The organism is Brenneria nigrifluens DSM 30175 = ATCC 13028, assembly GCF_005484965.1.
GTDB classification, from domain to species: Bacteria; Pseudomonadota; Gammaproteobacteria; order Enterobacterales; family Enterobacteriaceae; genus Brenneria; species Brenneria nigrifluens.
Genome location: NZ_CP034036.1, coordinates 3,663,171 through 3,683,290, shown reverse-complemented (window position 1 = coordinate 3,683,290; position 20,120 = coordinate 3,663,171). Strand labels below are relative to the sequence as shown.

The 20,120-nt window shown below is 49.1% G+C and carries 21 protein-coding genes and 1 pseudogene; 12 read left to right on the top strand and 10 right to left on the bottom strand.

What is annotated here, in order from left to right; genetic code table 11:
• Positions 1 to 43 precede the first annotated feature (43 nt).
• The 4 genes from EH206_RS17300 to EH206_RS17285 are packed head-to-tail and all read left to right on the top strand — an operon-like array spanning position 44 to position 7,376.
• Positions 44 to 1,753: a class I SAM-dependent DNA methyltransferase gene (locus EH206_RS17300; protein WP_009114114.1), complete on the top strand. Its 1,710-nt coding sequence runs from the start codon at positions 44 to 46 to the stop codon at positions 1,751 to 1,753.
• Positions 1,743 to 3,062, top strand: coding sequence for a restriction endonuclease subunit S (locus tag EH206_RS17295; protein WP_009114113.1), 1,320 nt, complete (start codon positions 1,743 to 1,745; stop codon positions 3,060 to 3,062). The genes EH206_RS17300 and EH206_RS17295 overlap by 11 nt, the downstream gene beginning before the upstream one ends.
• The gene (locus EH206_RS17290; protein WP_009114112.1) at positions 3,055 to 4,242 is read left to right on the top strand and encodes a DUF4268 domain-containing protein; all 1,188 of its coding nucleotides are present in this window, start codon (positions 3,055 to 3,057) and stop codon (positions 4,240 to 4,242) included. The genes EH206_RS17295 and EH206_RS17290 overlap by 8 nt, the downstream gene beginning before the upstream one ends.
• The gene (locus EH206_RS17285) at positions 4,242 to 7,376 is read left to right on the top strand and encodes a type I restriction endonuclease subunit R (RefSeq protein WP_009114111.1); all 3,135 of its coding nucleotides are present in this window, start codon (positions 4,242 to 4,244) and stop codon (positions 7,374 to 7,376) included. Before EH206_RS17290 ends, EH206_RS17285 begins: the two co-directional genes overlap by 1 nt.
• A gap of 168 nt (positions 7,377 to 7,544) precedes the next feature.
• Here EH206_RS17285 and EH206_RS17280 read toward each other — a convergent pair whose 3' ends face one another.
• From EH206_RS17280 to EH206_RS17255, 6 genes are all read right to left on the bottom strand, one after another.
• Positions 7,545 to 8,183, bottom strand: coding sequence for a hypothetical protein (locus EH206_RS17280; protein WP_009114110.1), 639 nt, complete (start codon positions 8,181 to 8,183; stop codon positions 7,545 to 7,547).
• A 180-nt stretch (positions 8,184 to 8,363) separates the two neighbouring features.
• Positions 8,364 to 8,834, bottom strand: coding sequence for a hypothetical protein (locus EH206_RS17275; protein ID WP_232216521.1), 471 nt, complete (start codon positions 8,832 to 8,834; stop codon positions 8,364 to 8,366).
• Positions 8,835 to 8,916: 82 nt separating this feature from the next.
• Positions 8,917 to 9,261, bottom strand: coding sequence for a hypothetical protein (locus EH206_RS17270; RefSeq protein WP_136163841.1), 345 nt, complete (start codon positions 9,259 to 9,261; stop codon positions 8,917 to 8,919).
• 96 nt (positions 9,262 to 9,357) lie between these two features.
• Complete coding sequence (locus EH206_RS17265; protein WP_009114107.1) at positions 9,358 to 9,738, bottom strand: hypothetical protein; 381 nt, start codon at positions 9,736 to 9,738, stop codon at positions 9,358 to 9,360.
• Between the two features lie 93 nt (positions 9,739 to 9,831).
• Positions 9,832 to 10,356 (bottom strand): hypothetical protein, encoded by a 525-nt coding sequence (locus EH206_RS17260; RefSeq protein ID WP_009114106.1) that lies wholly within the window; start codon positions 10,354 to 10,356, stop codon positions 9,832 to 9,834.
• Positions 10,353 to 10,625, bottom strand: a complete 273-nt coding sequence (locus tag EH206_RS17255) for a helix-turn-helix domain-containing protein (RefSeq protein ID WP_009114105.1) — start codon at positions 10,623 to 10,625, stop codon at positions 10,353 to 10,355. Before EH206_RS17255 ends, EH206_RS17260 begins: the two co-directional genes overlap by 4 nt.
• A gap of 120 nt (positions 10,626 to 10,745) precedes the next feature.
• Between EH206_RS17255 and EH206_RS17250 the strand changes: the two genes are divergently transcribed.
• From EH206_RS17250 to EH206_RS17235, 4 genes are all read left to right on the top strand, one after another.
• A complete protein-coding gene (locus tag EH206_RS17250; protein WP_009114104.1) occupies positions 10,746 to 11,150 on the top strand; it encodes a hypothetical protein in 405 nt (134 codons plus the stop codon).
• Between the two features lie 316 nt (positions 11,151 to 11,466).
• The gene (locus tag EH206_RS17245) at positions 11,467 to 11,889 is read left to right on the top strand and encodes a DUF2787 family protein (RefSeq protein WP_009114103.1); all 423 of its coding nucleotides are present in this window, start codon (positions 11,467 to 11,469) and stop codon (positions 11,887 to 11,889) included.
• Positions 11,890 to 11,962: 73 nt separating this feature from the next.
• Positions 11,963 to 12,517 carry a hypothetical protein gene (locus EH206_RS17240; RefSeq protein WP_009114102.1) on the top strand — a complete coding sequence of 185 codons (555 nt, stop codon included), beginning with the start codon at positions 11,963 to 11,965 and terminating at the stop codon, positions 12,515 to 12,517.
• Positions 12,504 to 12,899, top strand: coding sequence for a JAB domain-containing protein (locus tag EH206_RS17235; RefSeq protein ID WP_009114101.1), 396 nt, complete (start codon positions 12,504 to 12,506; stop codon positions 12,897 to 12,899). Before EH206_RS17240 ends, EH206_RS17235 begins: the two co-directional genes overlap by 14 nt.
• A 97-nt stretch (positions 12,900 to 12,996) precedes the next feature.
• Here EH206_RS17235 and EH206_RS17230 read toward each other — a convergent pair whose 3' ends face one another.
• The 3 genes from EH206_RS17230 to EH206_RS17220 are packed head-to-tail and all read right to left on the bottom strand — an operon-like array spanning position 12,997 to position 16,255.
• Positions 12,997 to 14,010 carry a tyrosine-type recombinase/integrase gene (locus EH206_RS17230; RefSeq protein WP_009114100.1) on the bottom strand — a complete coding sequence of 338 codons (1,014 nt, stop codon included), beginning with the start codon at positions 14,008 to 14,010 and terminating at the stop codon, positions 12,997 to 12,999.
• Positions 14,007 to 14,999, bottom strand: a complete 993-nt coding sequence (locus EH206_RS17225) for a tyrosine-type recombinase/integrase (protein ID WP_009114099.1) — start codon at positions 14,997 to 14,999, stop codon at positions 14,007 to 14,009. The genes EH206_RS17230 and EH206_RS17225 overlap by 4 nt, the downstream gene beginning before the upstream one ends.
• Entirely contained in the window at positions 14,996 to 16,255 is a 1,260-nt protein-coding gene (locus tag EH206_RS17220; protein ID WP_009114098.1) for a tyrosine-type recombinase/integrase, read from the bottom strand. Before EH206_RS17220 ends, EH206_RS17225 begins: the two co-directional genes overlap by 4 nt.
• 139 nt (positions 16,256 to 16,394) lie before the next feature.
• On the opposite strand from EH206_RS17220, the pseudogene EH206_RS17215 reads away from it, so the two are divergent.
• A pseudogene (locus tag EH206_RS17215) lies at positions 16,395 to 16,571 on the top strand (JAB domain-containing protein); the annotation flags it as partial.
• Positions 16,572 to 16,591: 20 nt separating this feature from the next.
• A complete protein-coding gene (locus EH206_RS17210) occupies positions 16,592 to 17,515 on the top strand; it encodes a tyrosine-type recombinase/integrase (protein ID WP_009114097.1) in 924 nt (307 codons plus the stop codon).
• A 41-nt stretch (positions 17,516 to 17,556) separates the two neighbouring features.
• Here EH206_RS17210 and EH206_RS17205 read toward each other — a convergent pair whose 3' ends face one another.
• Complete coding sequence (locus EH206_RS17205; protein WP_009114096.1) at positions 17,557 to 18,060, bottom strand: hypothetical protein; 504 nt, start codon at positions 18,058 to 18,060, stop codon at positions 17,557 to 17,559.
• 286 nt (positions 18,061 to 18,346) lie between these two features.
• On the opposite strand from EH206_RS17205, the gene EH206_RS17200 reads away from it, so the two are divergent.
• Both EH206_RS17200 and EH206_RS17195 read left to right on the top strand, forming a co-directional pair.
• Positions 18,347 to 18,541, top strand: coding sequence for a helix-turn-helix transcriptional regulator (locus tag EH206_RS17200; protein WP_009114095.1), 195 nt, complete (start codon positions 18,347 to 18,349; stop codon positions 18,539 to 18,541).
• Positions 18,542 to 18,686: 145 nt separating this feature from the next.
• The gene (locus EH206_RS17195) at positions 18,687 to 19,796 is read left to right on the top strand and encodes a hypothetical protein (protein WP_009114094.1); all 1,110 of its coding nucleotides are present in this window, start codon (positions 18,687 to 18,689) and stop codon (positions 19,794 to 19,796) included.
• The last annotated feature ends 324 nt before the right edge of the window (positions 19,797 to 20,120 follow it).

Genomic DNA, 20,120 nt, shown 5'->3' with positions numbered 1-20,120 from the left:
TGGCATGGTTGCTCTTTCGCTGCGATCTACCCCGAGGATTTTCATGAATAACGCTGAACAACAGTTTCTTAACGAGCTGGATAACAAATTCTGGAAAGCTGCCGACAAACTGCGTTCCAACATGGACGCCGCCAACTACAAGCATGTGGTTCTGGGGCTGATCTTCCTGAAGTATGTTTCCGATGCCTTTGAAGCACGCCAGCAAGAGCTGACCACTTTATTCCGCAATGTAGGTAACCCGGACAACATCTACGCTATGTCGCATGACGATTACGACTCCGACGAAGACTACGCACAGGCTATTCAGGATGAGCTGGAAGTCGAAGATTACTATACCGAGAAAAACGTCTTCTGGGTGCCTAAAGCTGCACGCTGGGAAACGCTGAAAAATAAAGCCATGTTGCCGATCGGTACAGTGCTGTGGGTGGATGAAAACACTGGGCTTGACGTCAAACTGCGCTCCGTTTCCTGGCTGGTGGATAACGCGTTAGATGAAATTGAAAAAACCAACCCGAAGCTGAAAGGTATTCTGAACCGCATCAGCCAGTACCAACTGGGTAACGAGGTGCTGACAGGGCTGATTAACACCTTCTCTGACGCCAACTTTAGTAACCCGGAATATAACGGTGAAAAGCTCAGCTTAAAAAGCAAAGATATCCTCGGGCACGTGTACGAATATTTCCTCGGCCAGTTTGCGCTGGCGGAAGGCAAGCAAGGTGGTCAGTACTACACGCCCAAAAGCATCGTGACCCTGATTGTCGAAATGCTGCAACCCTACAACGGGCGGGTGTACGACCCGGCGATGGGTTCCGGCGGGTTCTTTGTTTCCAGCGATCGCTTTATTGAAGAACACGCAGGCGAAAAGAATTACAACGCTGCCGAACAGAAACGCAATATTTCCGTCTACGGCCAGGAGTCAAATCCAACCACCTGGAAGCTGGCGGCAATGAACATGGCGATCCGTGGCATCGACTTTAACTTCGGCAGCAAAAACGCCGATACACTGTTGGATGACCAGCACCCGGACTTGCGCGCCGACTTCGTCATGGCCAACCCGCCGTTCAATATGAAGGAGTGGTGGAGCACGAAGCTGGAAAAAGACGTGCGCTGGAAATACGGCACTCCGCCCCAAGGCAACGCCAACTTTGCCTGGATGCAGCATATGATCCATCATCTGGCACCGAAAGGTTCGATGGCGCTGCTGCTGGCCAACGGTTCAATGAGTTCCAACACTAATAACGAAGGCGAGATCCGTCGGAAGTTGATCGAATCCGATCTGGTGGAGTGCATGGTTGCGCTACCGGGTCAGCTGTTTACCAACACCCAAATCCCCGCCTGTATCTGGTTGCTGACCAAAGATAAATCTGGCGGCAACGGTAAAGCACACCGCAAAGGTGAAGTGCTATTTATTGATGCGCGCCAGATTGGCTATATGAAAGATCGTGTACTGCGTGATTTCACTCGCGAGGATATCGCAAAAATTGCCGATACCTTCCACGCCTGGCAGGCCGATAAAGGCTATGAAGACGAAGCTGGGTTCTGCTTCTCTGCAACAATTGACGATATTCAGAAAAATGACTTTGTGCTTACTCCTGGGCGCTATGTCGGTGCTGCTGAGCAAGAAGAAGACGATGAGCCGTTTGCTGAGAAGATGGCGCGACTGACGGCGCAGCTTAAAGATCAGTTGGAAGAGAGCGCGACGCTGGAAACGCAGATTAAGGCGAATCTGGGGGGGCTGGGCTATGACTTCTGACTTTTATAACACCACTATTGGTGAACAAATTACTTTACAAAGAGGATTTGATATCACCAAAAAAGAGCAAAAAGAAGGGCGAATTCCGGTGGTTTCATCCGGAGGGGTATCAAGCTATCACAATGTAGCTAAAGTCAGTGGCCCAGGCGTTATATTAGGACGAAAAGGAACTCTTGGTACGGTCTTTTTTATAGAAGAAGACTACTGGCCCCATGATACAACTCTTTGGGTTAAAGATTTTAAAGGGAACAATCCATCCTTTGTTTATTATTTTTTCAAAAATATAAGTAAACAATTGAAAAGCATGGATGTTGGGGCTGCGAACCCTGCACTAAATCGAAACCACGTTCATCCTCTGGAAATTACTTGGCCTCGTAATGAGGTTCAAGACCATATCTCTAAAATTTTATCATCTCTTGATAAGAAAATTAAAAACAATGATCGAGTAAACCAAACTCTCGAAAAAATGGCGCAAGCCCTGTTCAAAAGCTGGTTTGTCGATTTTGAACCGGTAAAAGCCAAAATGGCAGTGCTGGATGCGGGCGGTTCGCAGGAAGATGCGACACTTGCCGCCATGACGGCGATTTCTGGTAAAGAGACTGATGCGCTGATGGTTTTTGAGCGTGAACATCCTGAGCAATATGTCGAGTTAAAAGCCACGGCAGAACTGTTTCCGTCTGCGATGCAGAAGAGTGAGTTGGGGATTCCGGATGGATGGAGTCTTGGTCCATTGAGTAACATTGCCATTTTTGCTAACGGGAAAGTAGATGTCTCCTCTCTGACACCTGAAACATATATATCTACTGAAAATATGCTGGAAAACCGAGCGGGGATTTCTACAGCCACTTCATTCCCATCAGTAAATAGTGTTCCAAGTTTTAGAACTGGACATGTTCTGATTTCCAATATTCGTCCTTATTTTAAAAAAATTTGGTTAGCTCGTTATAGCGGTGGCCGTTCGGCGGATGTATTAGCCTTTGAAGCACGAGATGCTGTAACTGTAGAGTATATTTACAACCTCCTTTATCAAGAGTCATTCTTTGATTTCATGATGCTGACATCTAAAGGAGTGAAAATGCCTCGTGGTGATAAAACGGCGATTATGGCGTGGCAATGTATTTGCCCTGATAAGAAGATTTCTGATGCTTTTTCAAAGGCAGTTGGTAAGTATTATTCATTCATTGAAATAAACAATACACAGAATAAAACGTTAACCCAATTCCGTGACACTCTCCTCCCCAAACTCCTCTCGGGCGAAATCACCCTGCCGGAAGCCGAGCAGGCAGTCAAAGAGGTGGAACATGTATAAAGTCGATACACCGACCAACAGCCTGCACTCCCTACAAGAAGTCTCTTTCAGCAGTCTTGGTTTTACTGAGCGCTATCATTTACAAGAATGGCTGGCGAAAAACCCGCAGGCGCTGACCCGCGACAACGACGATGAACTGCTGATTATTCAGAAAGAGTTCGCTGGTTTTGACGACACCAAAGAGCGTCTTGACCTGCTGGCGATCGATAAACAGCGCAATCTGGTAATTATCGAAAATAAACTCGATGACTCCGGGCGCGACGTTATCTGGCAGGCGCTAAAATACGCGGGCTATTGCGCTAATCTGCGTAAAGATCAAATCCTGGAAATTTTCCAACTCTATCTCGATAAATATGATCCGGAAGAAACTCGCCCAGCTGCCGAGGTGATGGCGGAATTTTTGGAGTGTGAAAGCCTGGACGAAGTGCAAATCAATCAGAGCCGTACACAGCGGGTGATGATGGTGGCAGCCAACTTCCGTAAGGAAGTGACCAATACCGCCCTGTGGTTGATGCAGTTTGGTCTGCGAGTACAGTGCTTTAAGGTCAAACCATATAAATTTAATGACGAGGTGTTTGTCGATATCCGCCAGGTGATCCCAACACCGGAAGCGGAATCTTACATGATCGGCATGGCACAGAAAGAGGCTGAAGAGCAGTCAGCCAGCGGCGAACTGAAAACCCGGCATCAGTTGCGTAAAGCCTTTTGGACCAAAATGCTCGAACGCCTGAAAGCCAGCACGTGTACGTTGTATAACAATATCAGCCCCTCTACCGACCACTGGCTCAGTGCTGGGTCTGGTATTAGTGCGGTGTCGTATAACTTGATTTTCAGTAAAAAAGAGATTCGCGTCGAGCTATGGATTGCCAAAGCCTCTGCGGAGAGCAATACCTTTGCGTTTAATTGGCTGTATGAGCGTAAAGAGATGATTGATAGCACCTTCGGCCATGCGCTTAAGTGGGAACCTTTACCAGGTAAAAAATCCTGCCGTATCTCTTTCGCCACGTTTGCGACTAGCCTTGATGAGAGCAATTGGTCAGCGATGATCGACTGGCTGTTGGTAAACCTGACTGCGTTTGAAAAAGCACTCGATCCCTTTATTGCCCCGCTGAATATTGCGCTCAAAGCTATTTCAAACACGCCGGAAGATACGGAAGAATTTGAGACAGGGGAAGCCTGATGCTGAGCGAAGACGATTTAGAACAGCAAAGCCTTCAATGGTTTGCTGAAATGGGCTGGGAAGTATTGCACGGACCGGATATTGCGCCAGATGGCGGCAATCCGCTGCGTGCTTCGTTCCATGATGTTTTTTTGCGTCCGGTGTTACTGGAACAGTTGCAAAAGATTAACCCACATCTCCCGGTTGCCGTGTTGGATGAGGTAATACTGCGTATCGCTCATGCGCAAAGCCCGGATCTGGTCGTCAGTAACAAAACCTTCCATCACCTGCTGCTAGACGGCGTGCCGGTGCAGTATAAACAGGGCGATAAGATTATCCACGATAAAGCCCTACTGATGGATTTCAACTACGCGAAGCATAACCGCTTTACAGTGGTGAATCAGGTCGCCATCCAGGGAACTAAGCAGGTACGTCGCCCGGATGTCATCGGTTATATCAACGGTCTGCCCGTCGCTGTCATTGAACTGAAAAGCCCGATTGATGCTAATGCCGATATCTGGGCAGCATTTAATCAGTTGCAAACCTACAAAAACGAACTCAGCGATCTGTTTATCTGCAATGAAGCGCTGGTGATCAGCGATGGCTACAATGCTCGTATCGGTTCTCTCACAGCAAACGAAGAACGTTTCCTGCCGTGGAAAACCTTAACTAATGAAGATGACAAGCCGCTGTTTGAGTGGCAGCTTGAAACGATAGTGAAAGGGTTCTTTAATCGCGAACTGCTGCTCGACTACATTCGTTATTTCATTTTGTTTGAAACCGACGGTAATCGACTGATTAAAAAAATTGCCGCTTATCATCAGTTCCATGCCGTTCGGGAAGCGGTGGCGGCAACGATTGTGGCCTCTACCGGTAAACACTTGCAACTGCGTAGCAACATCACGCCAGGGAGTAAAAAAGCGGGCGTGGTATGGCACACCCAGGGCTCAGGTAAGAGCATTTCAATGTGCTGCTATGCAGGGAAATTGCTGCAACAAGCAGAAATGAACAACCCAACCATCGTGGTGGTGACCGATCGTAACGATCTAGACGGGCAACTGTATGCCACGTTCTGCCAGGCGCAGGATCTGCTGAAGCAGGAGCCATTGCAGGCGAACGACCGCGATCAGCTCCGCGAAATGCTTAATGCCCGTGAATCAGGCGGGATTATTTTTACCACTGTGCAAAAATTTGCCCCGCTGGACGGAGAACAGACACACCCAGTGCTCAACCTGCGCAGTAATATCGTCGTCATTTCCGATGAAGCGCACCGCAGTCAGTATGGCCTTAGCGCCACGTTGAACCGAGAAACAGGCGCTTATAAGTACGGTTACGCCAAACATATGCGCGACGCGTTACCCAATGCGTCGTTTATGGGTTTTACCGGAACCCCAGTTTCTTCCGAAGATAAAGATACCCGAGCGGTGTTTGGTGATTACGTCTCAATCTACGATATTCAGGATGCCGTGGAAGATGGCGCAACCGTGCCTATCTATTATGAATCTCGTCTGGCAAAACTCGATCTCAACCACGAAGAGCTAGAAACGCTGTCTAATCAAGTGGATGAGTTAGTTGAAGATGAAGAGGTTGCGCAAAAAGAGAAAACCAAAGGGGACTGGAGCCGCCTGGAAAAACTGGTCGGTTCTGAGCCGCGCATCAATCAGGTAGCCGCTGATTTGGTTCAACATTTCGAGGCGCGTAATGCCACAATGAACGGTAAAGCGATGATTGTGGCCATGAGCCGTGAAATATGCGTAAAACTATATGATGCCTTAGTAGCATTACGCCCGAAATGGCACAGCAAAGACGTCGAAAAAGGTGAAATAAAAATCATCATGACCGGCTCCGCTGCCGACAAAGAACATCTCCAGGCACACATCTACAATAAGCAAACCCAAAAACGCCTCGAAGCACGTTTCAAAGATCTCAACGATCCGCTGAAACTGGTGATTGTGCGCGATATGTGGCTTACCGGATTTGATGCCCCATGCTGCCACACTATGTATATAGACAAACCGATGCGTGGGCATAACCTGATGCAAGCCATTGCCCGCGTCAACCGCGTCTTCAAAGATAAACCGGGCGGTTTAGTGGTGGATTACATCGGTATCGCCAATGAACTGAAACAGGCGTTAAAAACCTATACCGATTCAAAAGGTAAAGGGCAGACTACCGTCGATGCTCATGAAGCGTTCGCCATCCTGCTTGAAAAACTGGATGTGATCCACGGCATGTTTGCCAAAACGCCGACAGCCGCCGGGTTTGATTACACCGGTTTTGAAGAGATGCCTCAACGGTTTTTACTTAAAGCAGCAGATTACGTGCTGGGTCTTGATGATGGTAAGAAGCGCTTTTTCGATGTCGTGCTGGCGATGAACAAAGCCTGGTCGCTTTGCAGTACACTGGATGAAGCCAAACCATTGCAAAAAGAGATAGCGTTTCTGTCGGCGGTGAAAGTGGCGATCATTAAACTAACAACCACCGATAAAAAATTCAGTCAGTCAGAGAAAAACACGCTTCTTGGTAAGATCCTCGATAACGCCATTATTGCGACGGGCGTGGATGATGTGTTTGCGCTGGCTGGGTTGGATAAGCCGAATATTGGATTATTATCAGACGAGTTTCTGGAAGAAGTGCGTGAAATGCCGCAGCGCAATCTGGCCGTAGAGTTGCTGGAGAAACTGTTGAACGATGGCATTCATGCCCGCACCAAAAACAATGTGGTACAAGAGAAGAAATATTCAGAGCGCCTGAAAGCCGTACTGCTCAAATACAATAATCGCGCCATTGAAACTGCGCAGGTGATTGAAGAATTGATCCAGATGGCGAAAGAGTTTCAGCAAGCGATGGCGCGTGATGAAGCGCTGGGACTAAACCCAGACGAGATCGCGTTCTACGATGCGCTGGCGGAAAACGAAAGCGCGGTACGAGAGTTGGGTGATGACGTTCTTAAGAAACTGGCGATCGAAGTCACGCAAAAATTGCGTCAATCCACAACCGTTGACTGGCAGGTACGTGAAAGCGTCCGGGCGCGGTTGCGTATCCTTGTGCGTCAGACGCTGCGTAAATATAAGTATCCGCCAGATAAAACACCTCATGCGATAGAGTTGATCCTGAAACAGGCTGAGGTTGTTTCAAATAGCTGGACGGTTTGAGGTCAATCATTCCAGTTTCCCAAAATAAAAAGGGTATGAGAAGATATTTAGTAAACGTTAAATAAGCAGCACACTGATAAATATAAAGTCCTGACTCATGACTTATTGGTATTTAATTCGGGTGCTTTTGACACTGAAATTTACCGGAATTTTCAGCTCCGCGGATAATTATTTTAATGTCGAAAATGAGAGGCGTAGAGAATTATTCAATGTCATTATGTCAGGCAGTTTTTTGGCAGTTATTCCCAACATAATAGCATCGCTGTTTACCTTCAATTCTGCCGGAAAATGTTTGATTTTCGAACCACTAAGATTCATTTCCCCGGTGACGGAAAATATGTCCGGTAGTTGTCTGATATACGAATATGTCCAGAAAAAATGCTTCCGGATAAAACGGATGTTATTCGGCCATTTCCCATGATATGTATTAAGAAAGACACTGGACATGAACTGAGTGCTTCTCGGAATACGTATACGGGGAGATTTGCCAACGTCAATCGAACCAACAGCTATGGGTAAGATATAAAAATTATCCTGAAATACGATATTCGGGGACAGTTTGTTTGTCTGCGTAACCTTAACTTTTCCATGAAAGCGAAGATTAGCCGGGATCCTCAGCCATTTTCCAGATTCTGCGTCGAAATTCACGTTTCCGTAAATATCCGTGAATTTACCGCTTCTTTCCCAGTGACAGCCTGATGCTTTCAGATAGAGCCAGAATGGGGACAGACGTTTTAACCTGCGTTTTTTATTACACATGATATCCCTGGTGTTGAAATTTTTGAATGTTCCAGAATGTAATGACATAATAAATTTCTCTTTTTCAGAATATTTTGTTCTGGAGTTTTCGGCCATCATCCTTGATTCAAAATAAAATAGTTATGACTGTAACTGATAAAATTCCGTTTTTTCTGTGTATTGAAAATTACCTTGTATCTTTTTGGCCTTTAGCCATGTTAATTCCTTCCGTGCAAGAATGCGCAGTAATTACCAGCTATTGTTAGGGTTAAAGAAAATTGAATCCACATAGGTATGTCCGCCAGCTTGCAAGTCAGAGACCAATTCCTTAACTTTTTCTATATCAGAGGCCGGGGTAAAATTCTCGCTATTACTTTGCAGTGGCTGAAATTGTGAGGTATTTATACGAATGAGCCGCACAAAAGCAGGTTCTCCCGAATTCAGGTACTTGCCTATGATATCAATGGTTAACACCTGATTACGTAGTGCCGTCTTTCCGCCACGTATACTTATGCGAACGCCAGGATTGTTGAGGATATAATACTGGCTACAGACATAATCGGTTAGTGGCATACTAATATATCCGCTTTCGGTCGGTGCTACTACAGTATACCCTTCAGTACCACCAAGGTATGATCCTGGAAAGGCTGGGTCATGGTTTAAGCATTTTGCTGACGCACCAGTGGAAACTAACAGAATCAGTGGAATTAAAAATTTCATATAACCGCCCCACAAAATAACAGGTCGTTTCGCATGTTAATATCCTCATGTAGATCTGTTTTATTATGTGAATGCCACTGAGTCAGTTAGAAAACACCAACTCAAGATCGCCCTGAAAATGATCTACCATCCCATTTTCACGCCATATGCCTTTGGCGATATGGCAGGATGAGTCTATGGTAAGTTCCAGTATCGACATCGTAAAACTGTGGTCGGAATGTCCGGAATAAGTGATATTCCCCTGTCCGTGATAAATACCATCAAGTCTGACCATCCTTATTTCTCCTGAATATGGGCCGTAAGGACAATTGCCCGATATTTTTGCTACGATGTCACCACAGACGGTCAGTGTAAATGTTTCAAATCTGAACTCACTGCCATCATCTAAAAAACAATCACCACAAAATGTTCTGGTACGATTTATCATTTTGACTACCTAAATATGAGAATATGTCGGTGTGGGCGTCTATATTCCGCTTTGCCGTCTTCGTTACGATAAAAGCACACGGCGAGTGATGCAATGTTATTTCTTGCTGGCTGTATAGACGCCATCAATGGCGTTTTCCGCGCCTACGCCACAGAACCCAAATGGGATTAAACTGAGTACCGTCCATTGGTCGTCTGAGCGGCCTTTAATCAGCACCATGGTCTTTTTGTCTGGTGACAGATACATCCATGATAATCCAGTGTCTGTACCCGCCCAAAATGGCGCTTCGCCGCTGATTTCACAGACGCCGGGTATATCGTTAATAGCCGGCCCGTTACCGATGACCTCGAATTTAATCGGCGCAGTAGACTGACTGCTCATTTCAATGGTCATCGTTGCATTTTCACTGGACAGATGGAGCGGGGCGGAGATTGCCAGCGGAGAGAACAATGCAGTAGCCAATAACAGAGGTTTCATATAAAGAAGCTCCTTTTTTCCTTGTGGTAATTTCAACGCATCATGGGGGGCGTCACCGCTTTCCCTGATGAAAAAAGGGCGCAGTTTTACCTGCTACTGCACCCGGATATTTTTAGTGATTTTGTGAAACTCCAGCGGTCGCCGGGTGGTATAGAAATAGGCCACATTGAACGCCGATTTTTTATGGTTCCCTTTTCCCAATGAGGGCCAGTTACGAAATGAGTCCAGTTGTTCTTCGGTCCATGGCGTGCTGGAGAAATCAAACAGTACCAGTAAGGATTTACCGTCATACTTCATCAATTTTTTGATTTCCGTGCTGTTGACGGTCGCGGAGATAACTGACCGGGCGGCGGTTGGGCGTCTGACAGCAAACTCGACGGCCACGTCATCAATGATGAAATCAATGTAACCATCACCGCGTACCGTACCCGGCAGTTTGCTTTTGACTTCCGGTGTCACCTGGTCGGCAAACCAGCCGAGTAGGTAGCAGCGCACCAGCGGCAGCAATTCCCTTTCACTGCATTCATTCAGATGCAATGTCCTGACAAAATCCTTCCGGTAGAGCGACGAGAACAGATATTCAAAACTCTCTACCACCTGAAGCACCGTAGTACTCATTCCTGCTTCCCTTTCGGCTTTTTATCAAGGTAACGGCTGGGCCAGAGTTCTTCCGGCGTCATATCCAATGCCTGGGCAATGAGTTCCTCAGCACGCGGATAGCGCCGCTCAAAGGCGTTATTGAGTGTTCGCGCCGCAAGCCCCTGTTCACGGGAAAGTTGCGAAAGCGATAGGCCGCGTTTATGCAGCGCCGCGACGATATCGGCACGGTGCCAGTCCCGTGGACTTCCTTTGCTTCGCTTTTTTTGCGATGCTGATGAGTTATTCACTGTATTAACTCCGTTGAATTAGTACATGGATATTAAAAGCGAATAAAAAGAACTTATCAAGTTCCTTTTAATGATGTTTTTGTTCTTTTTCGCAACGTATTGATATCTGGTGAAATTTTTATGACCAAAAATACGAACAGCAGCACTGAATCTGCGATGTCCGCGGGGCAGGTTATCGACGGACAAACGTGGCTGACCGCAGAAGAATTTGTCGGAATGGAAGGGATGCCGGGAACGGCTAAAGGCGCGCGTCTGCGTCTGGAGAAACTGGCGGAACTGCATCCCGAAATCAAACGCAAGCGGACGCGGGGAAAAGGGTTTGTGTACCACATCAGCGCGGCGGGAATGTCGCTGAAAAGCGAGCGCGAGGCTGTTCAGTTGACGGTGGATGAAAAGCTGAATCTCTGGATACAGCTTTTCAAAACCATGAGCCCGTCGTCACGAGACAAACTGCTGCAACAGGCATTAAATCAAGTGGCGGAAGATTTGTCAGCCGTTCAGAAAATTGCAGTGGATGATGAATAATATCACTGCAACCATCTGATAAATAAATGGTTTCTTATTGAAATTATTTTACATGTTACTATTATTTTGATATAATACCAACATTGGCACATATATATTTTTGTATGTGCCATCATATAAATACACCATTACCCATTATTTTTTGTTTATTTCCTGCTGCTCAGGAGGATGGTGTGTGCTTTTTTGTGACTATATAATCATTGAAATAAAAATGAGTATTATATTATTTAGAATAAATGGGGTTTGTTATTTAATGAGTTAAATCTCTACGTTTTAATATGTGCTTTTATTTTTAAATAAATAATCGGAGTTAATGATGAACCGTAAAATGACGATACATCAGTCAGGGCTGCGTTTGTCTGTCAGTCAGGCTTTCCTTAATATTTTGTACGACGTATTACCGCCACATCCCGATATTCCCTCGGCTACCCTTATTCATTTTCGTGACCCGAAATACACGGCTGAACAGGGCGGCTTTCATCCGGTTGAGATACGGCTGCTTTCCCGCCCGGATGGATGGCATTTCGACTACCTGACGGACTTTAGTTATGTGGGCGGACCGTGGCCTGAACTGGAAAAGGAATTGGATATCAGTTGGCGTCATCCCTATGTCTGGCACTATTTAATGGGAGATATTGATGCAGAAGAGGGCAGTGCGCTGTTTGAACTTTGGCAGCGTAACTTTATCCGCTACTGGAAAATGAAGATTTACACCGTTTCCGTTCATCAGGAACGCTGATTACCGAAGTTAACAACACGCGCGCAAAAATATATTCATGACGTCATGAGCAACAATAGAGTGGCTCATAAAAATGAAACAACAAAATACCTTAATATTAAAACCTGCCGTGCAGGGAACGCTGGACAGTCTGTGCGGAATATATAGCGTCGTCAATATGCTGTACTGGCTCTATGGACCGAGAATCAAACGCCTTACGCTGTTTCGCGCACTGGTTCACCACCTTCACGAACACCATGATATTGCAGAGTGTCTGACTAATGGCATGGACACACCAGTAGTAGACTGCATGCTAAATTTTCTGCAATCCAGCCGCTATCGGCGCTACCCCATCACCGTTCACCGTCCTTTTATACGTAAGCCCGTGCGCACAGCACATTCCATTTTAATGCAGTGCCAGCAGTGGCTATCCGAACGGCCAGGGCGTGTGGTTCTGCTTAGTGACCAATATCACTGGTCAGTACTCATCCGTATGGACAGCAACTGGTTGTATTTTTTTGACAGCAGCACCCACCGACGCATCCGCCGCCAGCGCTGGTCGCTGGGTGAAGAGGCGGGGACGCATCAACTGTTTTGTGACGCCATTTACTTCATTGCGCGGGAGGAGCCACACGATGACGGCCGCTAAACATGCACTGATTGAACAAGCAAGGAAACTGCTTAGGGCTACTGTCCGCCGCGGACGCCAAATAACATCGCCCGATGAAGTGAGAGACTTTCTGTTGTTCACGTTGGCGCTACGCGAACAGGAAGTGTTTGGACTGGTGCTGCTGGACAACCAGAACCGGGTATTGCTGTGGCGTGAGCTGTTTCAAGGCACGATAAGCTATACCCCGGTCTATCCGCGCGAAGTAGTGAAACTGGCGCTGAATCATAACGCCGCCGCTGTCATTTTCGCGCATTATGTGGTGCGGAACATAATGCGCGTTATGTGCCCCATTTTATTATGTTCCCTCGAAGTATTATCGTGGCCTAGGAGAATGATTACCGGCCAAATGATGGACACATAACGATGTTCTGCCGGGATCGGTTATCTTTCACCCTTCGTCAGAAGGATGATTGTTCTGACGCTGGATGGCCAATATGACCATCCAGTATCTCAGTTTTCTACAGTGACGACAGCCAGGCCAGCATGGCGGCATCGTCTTGCCATGCTGATTTACGTGGCACGCTTGACGCTACGGGATCGCACAACTTTAGCGCTTCGGCTTTCATATGCAGAGTGATCTCAGCATAGCGATTGGTTGTCTCCAAATTGACGTGCCCCAGCCAACCCCGAATGACATTGACCTCAACCCCAGCTTCAAGAAGATGAACCGCTGTGGTGTGCCGAAACACATGGGGAGTGACCCGAATCGAATATATGGCGTTGTTCGAGGCCGCCGCCCATAGCCCGCCATAGTGGCGAATGCGCTTGTAGATGCCAAAACGGGTCATCGGAGCCTGAGTCGCGCCGATAAACACCGGCATCTCCGGCGACAGGTTCGTACCTCGTTCGCTGAGCAGGATCTGCAACGCCCTGGCGGTTTGACTCCAGAGCGGGCAGGTTCGCCACTTCGCTCCTTTTCCCAACAACCTGACGCGTGCGGGCGACTGTAAATCGAGTTGACCGAGCTTTAGCTGCGCGATTTCCGAAACACGAGCTCCCGTGTTGTACAACAGCATCAACAGTGCGCGATCCCTCGCTGAAAGCCGATGACCGGCCGGAATGCAGGCAAACATGGCCTCGACCTCATCGCGCTTCAGGAACGCCATCTCCGGTCGCGGGCAGCGCTTCATGGGAATGGCCGCGACCCGGGCGCTGGCCGGCAACATCTCAGGAACCGTCCGGCCGAGATACTCGTAAAATACATGTAGCGCGGTCAGGCGTTGATTACGGGTGCTGATGGCGTTGCCACGTTCAACCTCCATGGCATTCAGGAAAGCCAGTACAACGGGGTAGTCCAGATGCTCCAGTTCCAGTTTACTGACGCCAAGTCGACCGGCATCGGCCGCGAAGATCAGGAACAGGCGAAGACTGTCCCGATAGCTGCGGATCGTACTTGCTTGCAGCCCTTTGTGCCGGGGCAGGTACTCCAGGAAGTAGCGGTGAATAACCGCAGGAAGGTTCTGTTGCTTCATTGTGATCCTCCTTCAGACAACGCCGGGGCGATGGACTCAAAACGCTGGTTGGCCGCGTCGAGCAGTTCGCTGGTGATGGTGAGGTACACTGCCGTGCTGGTCGGGTTCAGGTGCCCCAAAAAGGTGGATAAGTGATGTAGCCGATCGGCGGGGGCGATCCCCTGCCGATACCAGTTCAGCAGGGTCCGTACCGCGAATGAATGCCGCAGTCCATGGACATGTGGACCGAAGACACCGGTTGGTACAGCCAGAGCGAGTGGCGGTAACAGATCGTCCCGAAAGGTATTACGAATGCTGTTCGTGCTGATGGGGGTGCGGTCATTCCAGGAAAACATATAATGAGCTCCGGTGCCGGGATAGCCTCGCTGCTCACGCTGAGTCTGGTAGGCGTGTAGTCTGGCTGACAGCCTGGGACCAAAGGGTACCAGCCGATCCTTGCCGAACTTGGTATCGCGGATCTCCAGAAGGTCACGTTCCCAGTCGACATCGCCCCATTGCAAACAGGCGACTTCGCTCACCCGTAGCCCAAGCCCGGCGAGCAATGCAAAAATCATCTCATAGGTGGCGCCTCGCAGTTGCGCGCGTGCGTTATCCGGCAATGTCCCGGCCAGCGCCAGCAGGCGCCTGATCGTCTCGGGTGAGAACAGATAAGGAAGTCGGCGTGCGGTCTGGGGATGAGTCCCTGACCTCAACGGAGAAGAGGCGAGGAACTGCTGACAGACGATCCAGTCGAACAGCCGCCGGACATATCCCAGCAGGTTGTTGTAGCTGCGGGGGTTGGTTCGATAGCGCGAATCCAGAAATGCCTGTAGGCACTCGCCATCAATCGCGTTGATACTGTCGATGCCGCAGTCATCAAGGTACCGATCGAGCAGTCGTAGCTGACGATCTTCACAGGAGAATTTACACCCCACGGCGCGCTTGACCCGCAGGTACTGTTCGATGTGAGGAGCCAGAGGGCTATGAAAGCCATTCCAGTAGGTAGTCATAGCATCTCCTCCCCTTGACCGGTGACGATCTCCCTCAGTTTATGCACCGCCACTTTGCCGTAAACCAGGGTTGATGCTGGGTCGCGGTGGCCCACGTAATCGCCAATGGTCTTGAAGGGCAGGCCGGCTTCCACGAGATGTTGTACGCAGGCGTGGCGCAGCGTGTGAGAGCCTGCGCGTGCCACCGGGATGCCAATGTCGCGCATGCGATCGCCGGTCATGGATGAAACTCGCCAGTGCTGTATAGGAGTATAGGGCGACTTGACGGTGAGGAAAACCTGGCGATGGTCGACATCGGCGCGTCGAACTTGCAGATAATCGATGACCGCCTCTCCCACGGTCGCTGAAAGCGGATAGCGGGTCGAATGACCGCCTTTGCGCATCGGAATGCTGATCTGATTATGTATCCAGTCAAAATCGTCCAGACTCAGGGCGACGATCTCTCTGGCGCGCAGCCCATAACTGGCCAGCAATGTCAGAATGGCGTAGTCGCGTTTGCCCAGTTCCGAACGGCGGTCGATGCTGAGTAACAATCGTTCGACGTCCGTCCACCCAATGGCGCGAGGAAGGGAAGCCTGCCGGTAGACGCGACCACGAGGCACACAATGTACGAGGTCAATGGAGAGGATGCCCTCGCGGTACAAATAGCGAAGGAAGACGCGCAATGCGCACGCGCTATTGAGCATGCCGGACTTGTGCAGCGTCCTGGCCCGTTCTTCGATGAACCCGTTGATGTCGGCGGGCATCAGTGCTGACAATATAACGCCGCCCCTCTCCAGATAGGCTTCGAACGGTCGCAGAGTATAGGTGTAGCCGTGCAACGTGGCTTGACGCAATCCCTTCTCGTTGAGCAGAAAAGGGAAAAAACCAGGAACTGAAGCGGCGAACGGCATATCAGGCCGGTTGTCAGGGCGCGAGTAGTCGGGCAAGGCCAGACAGAGCATCCGCTCCACTGGAACACGGCTCTGCGTAACGACAATGGCGCGATCCTGTGCGCTCTTGCACCAGCCGCTATGGCTGGACTTCCAGTAAGCGACAAAGGCCTCGACATGATCGGGCAGTTCTTCCAACCGGCTAACCCCCCTGGCAATCACGAAGTTGTTGAAGTGTCCGAGCGCACGAACATGTTGCCGGGCGGAGCCGTGACTGGTGTGCCGTTCGTGGAGCCATTGCGCATAACGTTCGATCTGCGGTCCGAGCCACAAGGCCTGGATGTGGTCAATGGTTTTGAATGACCGGAAGTAATGTTCCAACATGATAACCATCCTTCTGAAAAAGTTGATGGAATGTCATGCTGGACCAGACTTGCGATTATGTGCCGTGAGAAAGATCAGAAATCCTTAATCCATGCAGCTGCGAATATACCCTGGCACATAATAAAGTAGGGCACATAAGGTGCATAACCATCCGTCGGGCAGTACGGAAGCCAGCCAGCAGGATATCAACATCACGCACTCGCTCCAGAAGGCATTAGCGCTGATAGACGTGCGGGTACTGGATCATTTCATCGTTGCCGGAGACCGAACGGTCTCAATGGCAGAGAGCGGGCTACTTCGTGCTGACTTGGTTTAATGTGTATTAATGGAGGCTGTATGCCGCAGCAACGTAAAAAAACATCATCACGCCCAGCTATCAACCCCGCCAGCGTCTGGCTGGACGGACTGGCTCCGACCGGGCGGCGCAGTATGCGCTCCCTGCTGAATCTCAGCGCCGCCATACTCCGGCACAACGCCACCGCAGACAGCTACAACTGGACCGCACTGCGCTATGTCCATGTGGCAACTCTTCGCGCCATGTTGCCGGAGCAAGGCTATGCAGTGGCGACCGTCAACATGGTACTGGCGGCACTGAAAGGCGTGGCGCAGACGGCCTTCAATCTCGGCCTGATGGATGCGGACGCACTGGCACGTATACGGGCTGTAAAGGTTGTCCGGGGAGACAGTGAACACACCGGACGCGCCCTGAGCCGGGAAGAGGTGCGACTGTTACTGGACGCCACAAAAGTCCATCCCCATAAAACCCGCCAGAAAAGGGATCGGGCGATACTGCTGACGCTGTGCGGGGCCGGGCTACGGGCTGGGGAACTGGTAGCGCTACAGGCAGGAGATTATGATCCCGCGACAGGAACGCTGACTGTCCGACAGGGCAAAGGACGTAAAAATCGCTCTGTCATGATGGCTCCGATGGTCGGGAGGGCATTGGCGGCATGGATAAGAATCAGCGCTGGCCACGATTGTCTGTTTTGCCGTATACACCGCAGTGGCAGTATCACAGGTCAGACACTGACCACTGCCGGGCTGACAGGAATACTTCGACAGCTACAGGAAACCGCGCAGATTCAGCCGTTCACGCCTCATGACCTGCGCCGCACGTTTATCACCCGGCTGCTGGAACAGGGCGCAGACCTGAACATTGTGCGTCAGCTTGCCGGACACAGCGATATCAGCACGACTGCGCTCTATGACCGGCGTTCAGCAACGATACTGACTTGCGCTTCGTCGGCGTTGCGGTTTTAAAGCTACAGCGCCATCTGTAAATCACCGATAGCACTTGCACCCTAATAATCGGAAGAGTCGTTGACTTTCTTCATCAGTTTGCCAACGCTTTCAGCATCCCGATATAGGGAAACATCATCTTCCTGCCATTTTCTTTTTTCCAGTGAAATAGTTCCATCTTCATTCTTTGTCGGGACTTCATCTCCACGTTTATTCATTATTGCAACGATCTCCTTATCTCTCATTTCCTCGACAAACTGCATTTCCCAGATTTCACCATATTTCTCATAAATATATTCTGCAATTTTGCCTGAGCGGGGCATGATATAACTGATGTAATACTGATTAACCAGTTCGGCTATAGTCACACTCCGTTCACGTGTGCCAGGACGATAGTTACCGGTCAGCTTTTCCGTAACCTGATCCAGTCTTTTTTTATTAGCCTCTGACATGTGTAACGTAACGGCTTTACCAAATTCTTTTTCGAGTTTTTCCCTTCGAACTGACTGCCTTTGAGCTTCTGATTTGGGGGCCGAGCCTTTTATCTTGTTTTTATCTTTTGCCATTTTTTATGCCTCTGACTGACGTTAAGGTTTTTGTCATCTGAGACTTAGCTTACACCTGAAACGGTCACGTGACTGTCGTGATTGTCACAAAAATCACACTATCCCTAATGAGGATGAATTTCACCAAAAAGGTAAATTGTCACGACCGTCACGTGACCGTTGTGACTGTTCTGTAATTTTGTGGCTAAAACGGGTCATTTTTTCCAAAAAATAGTCGCTGTAATCGTTGTTGTAAATCGCCCACGTTGCCGTTCATCCCGAACGGCTCTTCGTGGAGCAACATAAAATGAATAGCTGCAAACTTATCAATCTTAAAACCGTTCTCGATATCTACCCTGTATCTCGCGCTTCGCTTTACCGCCAAATCAAAGCGGGCAAGTTCCCTGAACCTGTCCAGATTGGTGCCCGTCGTGTTGCGTGGCGACTGAAAGAGGTTGAGGCACACATCAGTGAACTGCAAAAAGTGGCACTCGCAAAATAGTGAGCATCTATAAGCCTCATATAACCCCCAACCTACCCACTATAACTGGTAGCTCATTAATCAGAGGTAATAGCAGTGAGATCCCGTATATATCCGGGGGGACTGCTATTGCCCGTTGCTGGCTTAAACAAGCCGGGAGCCGACAATGAAAAAAGCGAAAAATACGTACGATAGTAAACGCGTGGACAGTCTGAAAAATATAGTTCGGTTGGTGCGAAATAGCGCCGGAAACCTCTGTTACGGCCACATTGATAAAATGTCATGGGTAACAGATCTTGGCAGTGAACAAAATAAAGTGCTGATTGAACGTCTGAATACCCTGAAATCAGGTAGCGGCTATCTCATCAAATGCCGTCCTGCGGGTAAGAAAGAATGTGATGATCTCTACCGCTCTGTCATGGAGATCCGGCTTGCTGACAAACGCTCTGTGCATCCGGTGTTGATGATGATCTACTTTTCGCCCACAAGTAAGAATCGTGGCGTGATGCGTATGGAGTTCAGCCCACAGCACTACTCACCTGTGCAGATCACTGATCTGTTCCTGTGGCTGGGACGCAAGGGACGCCTCGGAAAATATCTGTACCGGGGGCTGCGTAGCGCATGGGTGACAACCATCCATTACGCGCTGGATGTGGTGGGGATGCAGTTTCATGACTATCTGATCGGCCTTAAAAAAATGCATGGGGGTGAATACTATGACCTGCACGGCCCGGAAGAAGGGCTGCGGCTCGGTTTAAGCACGTTGGTTGCCTCCGTCTATGCCAAGGTTAATGCGCCGTCTCTCAGTGTCGAGGAGCGTTATGCTGCGGCATTGCTGACGCTGGAGGAAAGCCAGCTTGAGCATTTCCTGCGTCTGGAATTGCGCTTCTCGCCTGGTAAACAGAAGCTGATGCTGCGCAATCTGTCGCATATGACCAATCTGGTATCCCGTCTGGCATTCTGGCACCGGGATATGCTTGAGGATAAGGGGCTGGACCCTGATTTCGTTAAACGGCTCGGAGAAATGCCCGTTCCAGATGCCCGCGCGAAGTTTCGTCCTGCCAGTAAGTTGAACGGCAAGGCTGTCAGCGCCACCCAAAAAGCCGCTAAGAAACGCGTGGATAAACGCATGAAAGAGCATCGCGTGACGCTATTTGACGCAGAGGCCATCTGGGGTCTGTTACCGTCAGTACTGGCGAAATTGGGTATTTTGGCGCAACCGCAGTACTGGGAGTACAACAACCGCCAGAAATGGCTTGAGTATCGCGGGAAATAAGCCAGTCAGGAGACTCAGCGGCACGGAAGCCGCTATATGCATGTCACGCGGTCAACAAAAAAATGTATCAGATGGAGATGGTGACAGGCAGTAGCCTGAGGCAAGCCTCCACACAGGTCATATATGCGTTGTATGGCTATAGTATGGGGATACAAGTATTAGCTAATTCCACGAATTCACTCCAGACATTCATCCACAGATATCCCTCATCCCCTGGGGCACATTTTTACTGATTTTGTGTTTTTAATTTAGCCCATAAATAAGTGGGGCTAGAGAATATGTTTTTTGTGCATGCGTAATTAATTGTGCTGTATCTGCTGTTTG

What these genes read in the sequence shown, in the direction of transcription:
- EH206_RS17270 (WP_136163841.1), bottom strand. Translation starts at nt 9,261, where the DNA reads ATGATAAATCGTACCAGAACATTTTGTGGTGATTGTTTTTTAGATGAT.
- EH206_RS17200 (WP_009114095.1), top strand. Translation starts at nt 18,347, where the DNA reads ATGAATAGCTGCAAACTTATCAATCTTAAAACCGTTCTCGATATCTAC.
- EH206_RS17210 (WP_009114097.1), top strand. Translation starts at nt 16,592, where the DNA reads ATGCCGCAGCAACGTAAAAAAACATCATCACGCCCAGCTATCAACCCC.
- EH206_RS17275 (WP_232216521.1), bottom strand. Translation starts at nt 8,834, where the DNA reads ATGAAATTTTTAATTCCACTGATTCTGTTAGTTTCCACTGGTGCGTCA.
- EH206_RS17265 (WP_009114107.1), bottom strand. Translation starts at nt 9,738, where the DNA reads ATGAAACCTCTGTTATTGGCTACTGCATTGTTCTCTCCGCTGGCAATC.
- EH206_RS17240 (WP_009114102.1), top strand. Translation starts at nt 11,963, where the DNA reads ATGAAACAACAAAATACCTTAATATTAAAACCTGCCGTGCAGGGAACG.
- EH206_RS17205 (WP_009114096.1), bottom strand. Translation starts at nt 18,060, where the DNA reads ATGGCAAAAGATAAAAACAAGATAAAAGGCTCGGCCCCCAAATCAGAA.
- EH206_RS17290 (WP_009114112.1), top strand. Translation starts at nt 3,055, where the DNA reads ATGTATAAAGTCGATACACCGACCAACAGCCTGCACTCCCTACAAGAA.
- EH206_RS17195 (WP_009114094.1), top strand. Translation starts at nt 18,687, where the DNA reads ATGAAAAAAGCGAAAAATACGTACGATAGTAAACGCGTGGACAGTCTG.
- EH206_RS17280 (WP_009114110.1), bottom strand. Translation starts at nt 8,183, where the DNA reads ATGTCATTACATTCTGGAACATTCAAAAATTTCAACACCAGGGATATC.
- EH206_RS17220 (WP_009114098.1), bottom strand. Translation starts at nt 16,255, where the DNA reads ATGTTGGAACATTACTTCCGGTCATTCAAAACCATTGACCACATCCAG.
- EH206_RS17230 (WP_009114100.1), bottom strand. Translation starts at nt 14,010, where the DNA reads ATGAAGCAACAGAACCTTCCTGCGGTTATTCACCGCTACTTCCTGGAG.
- EH206_RS17250 (WP_009114104.1), top strand. Translation starts at nt 10,746, where the DNA reads ATGACCAAAAATACGAACAGCAGCACTGAATCTGCGATGTCCGCGGGG.
- EH206_RS17300 (WP_009114114.1), top strand. Translation starts at nt 44, where the DNA reads ATGAATAACGCTGAACAACAGTTTCTTAACGAGCTGGATAACAAATTC.
- EH206_RS17285 (WP_009114111.1), top strand. Translation starts at nt 4,242, where the DNA reads ATGCTGAGCGAAGACGATTTAGAACAGCAAAGCCTTCAATGGTTTGCT.
- EH206_RS17245 (WP_009114103.1), top strand. Translation starts at nt 11,467, where the DNA reads ATGAACCGTAAAATGACGATACATCAGTCAGGGCTGCGTTTGTCTGTC.
- EH206_RS17295 (WP_009114113.1), top strand. Translation starts at nt 1,743, where the DNA reads ATGACTTCTGACTTTTATAACACCACTATTGGTGAACAAATTACTTTA.
- EH206_RS17260 (WP_009114106.1), bottom strand. Translation starts at nt 10,356, where the DNA reads ATGAGTACTACGGTGCTTCAGGTGGTAGAGAGTTTTGAATATCTGTTC.
- EH206_RS17225 (WP_009114099.1), bottom strand. Translation starts at nt 14,999, where the DNA reads ATGACTACCTACTGGAATGGCTTTCATAGCCCTCTGGCTCCTCACATC.
- EH206_RS17235 (WP_009114101.1), top strand. Translation starts at nt 12,504, where the DNA reads ATGACGGCCGCTAAACATGCACTGATTGAACAAGCAAGGAAACTGCTT.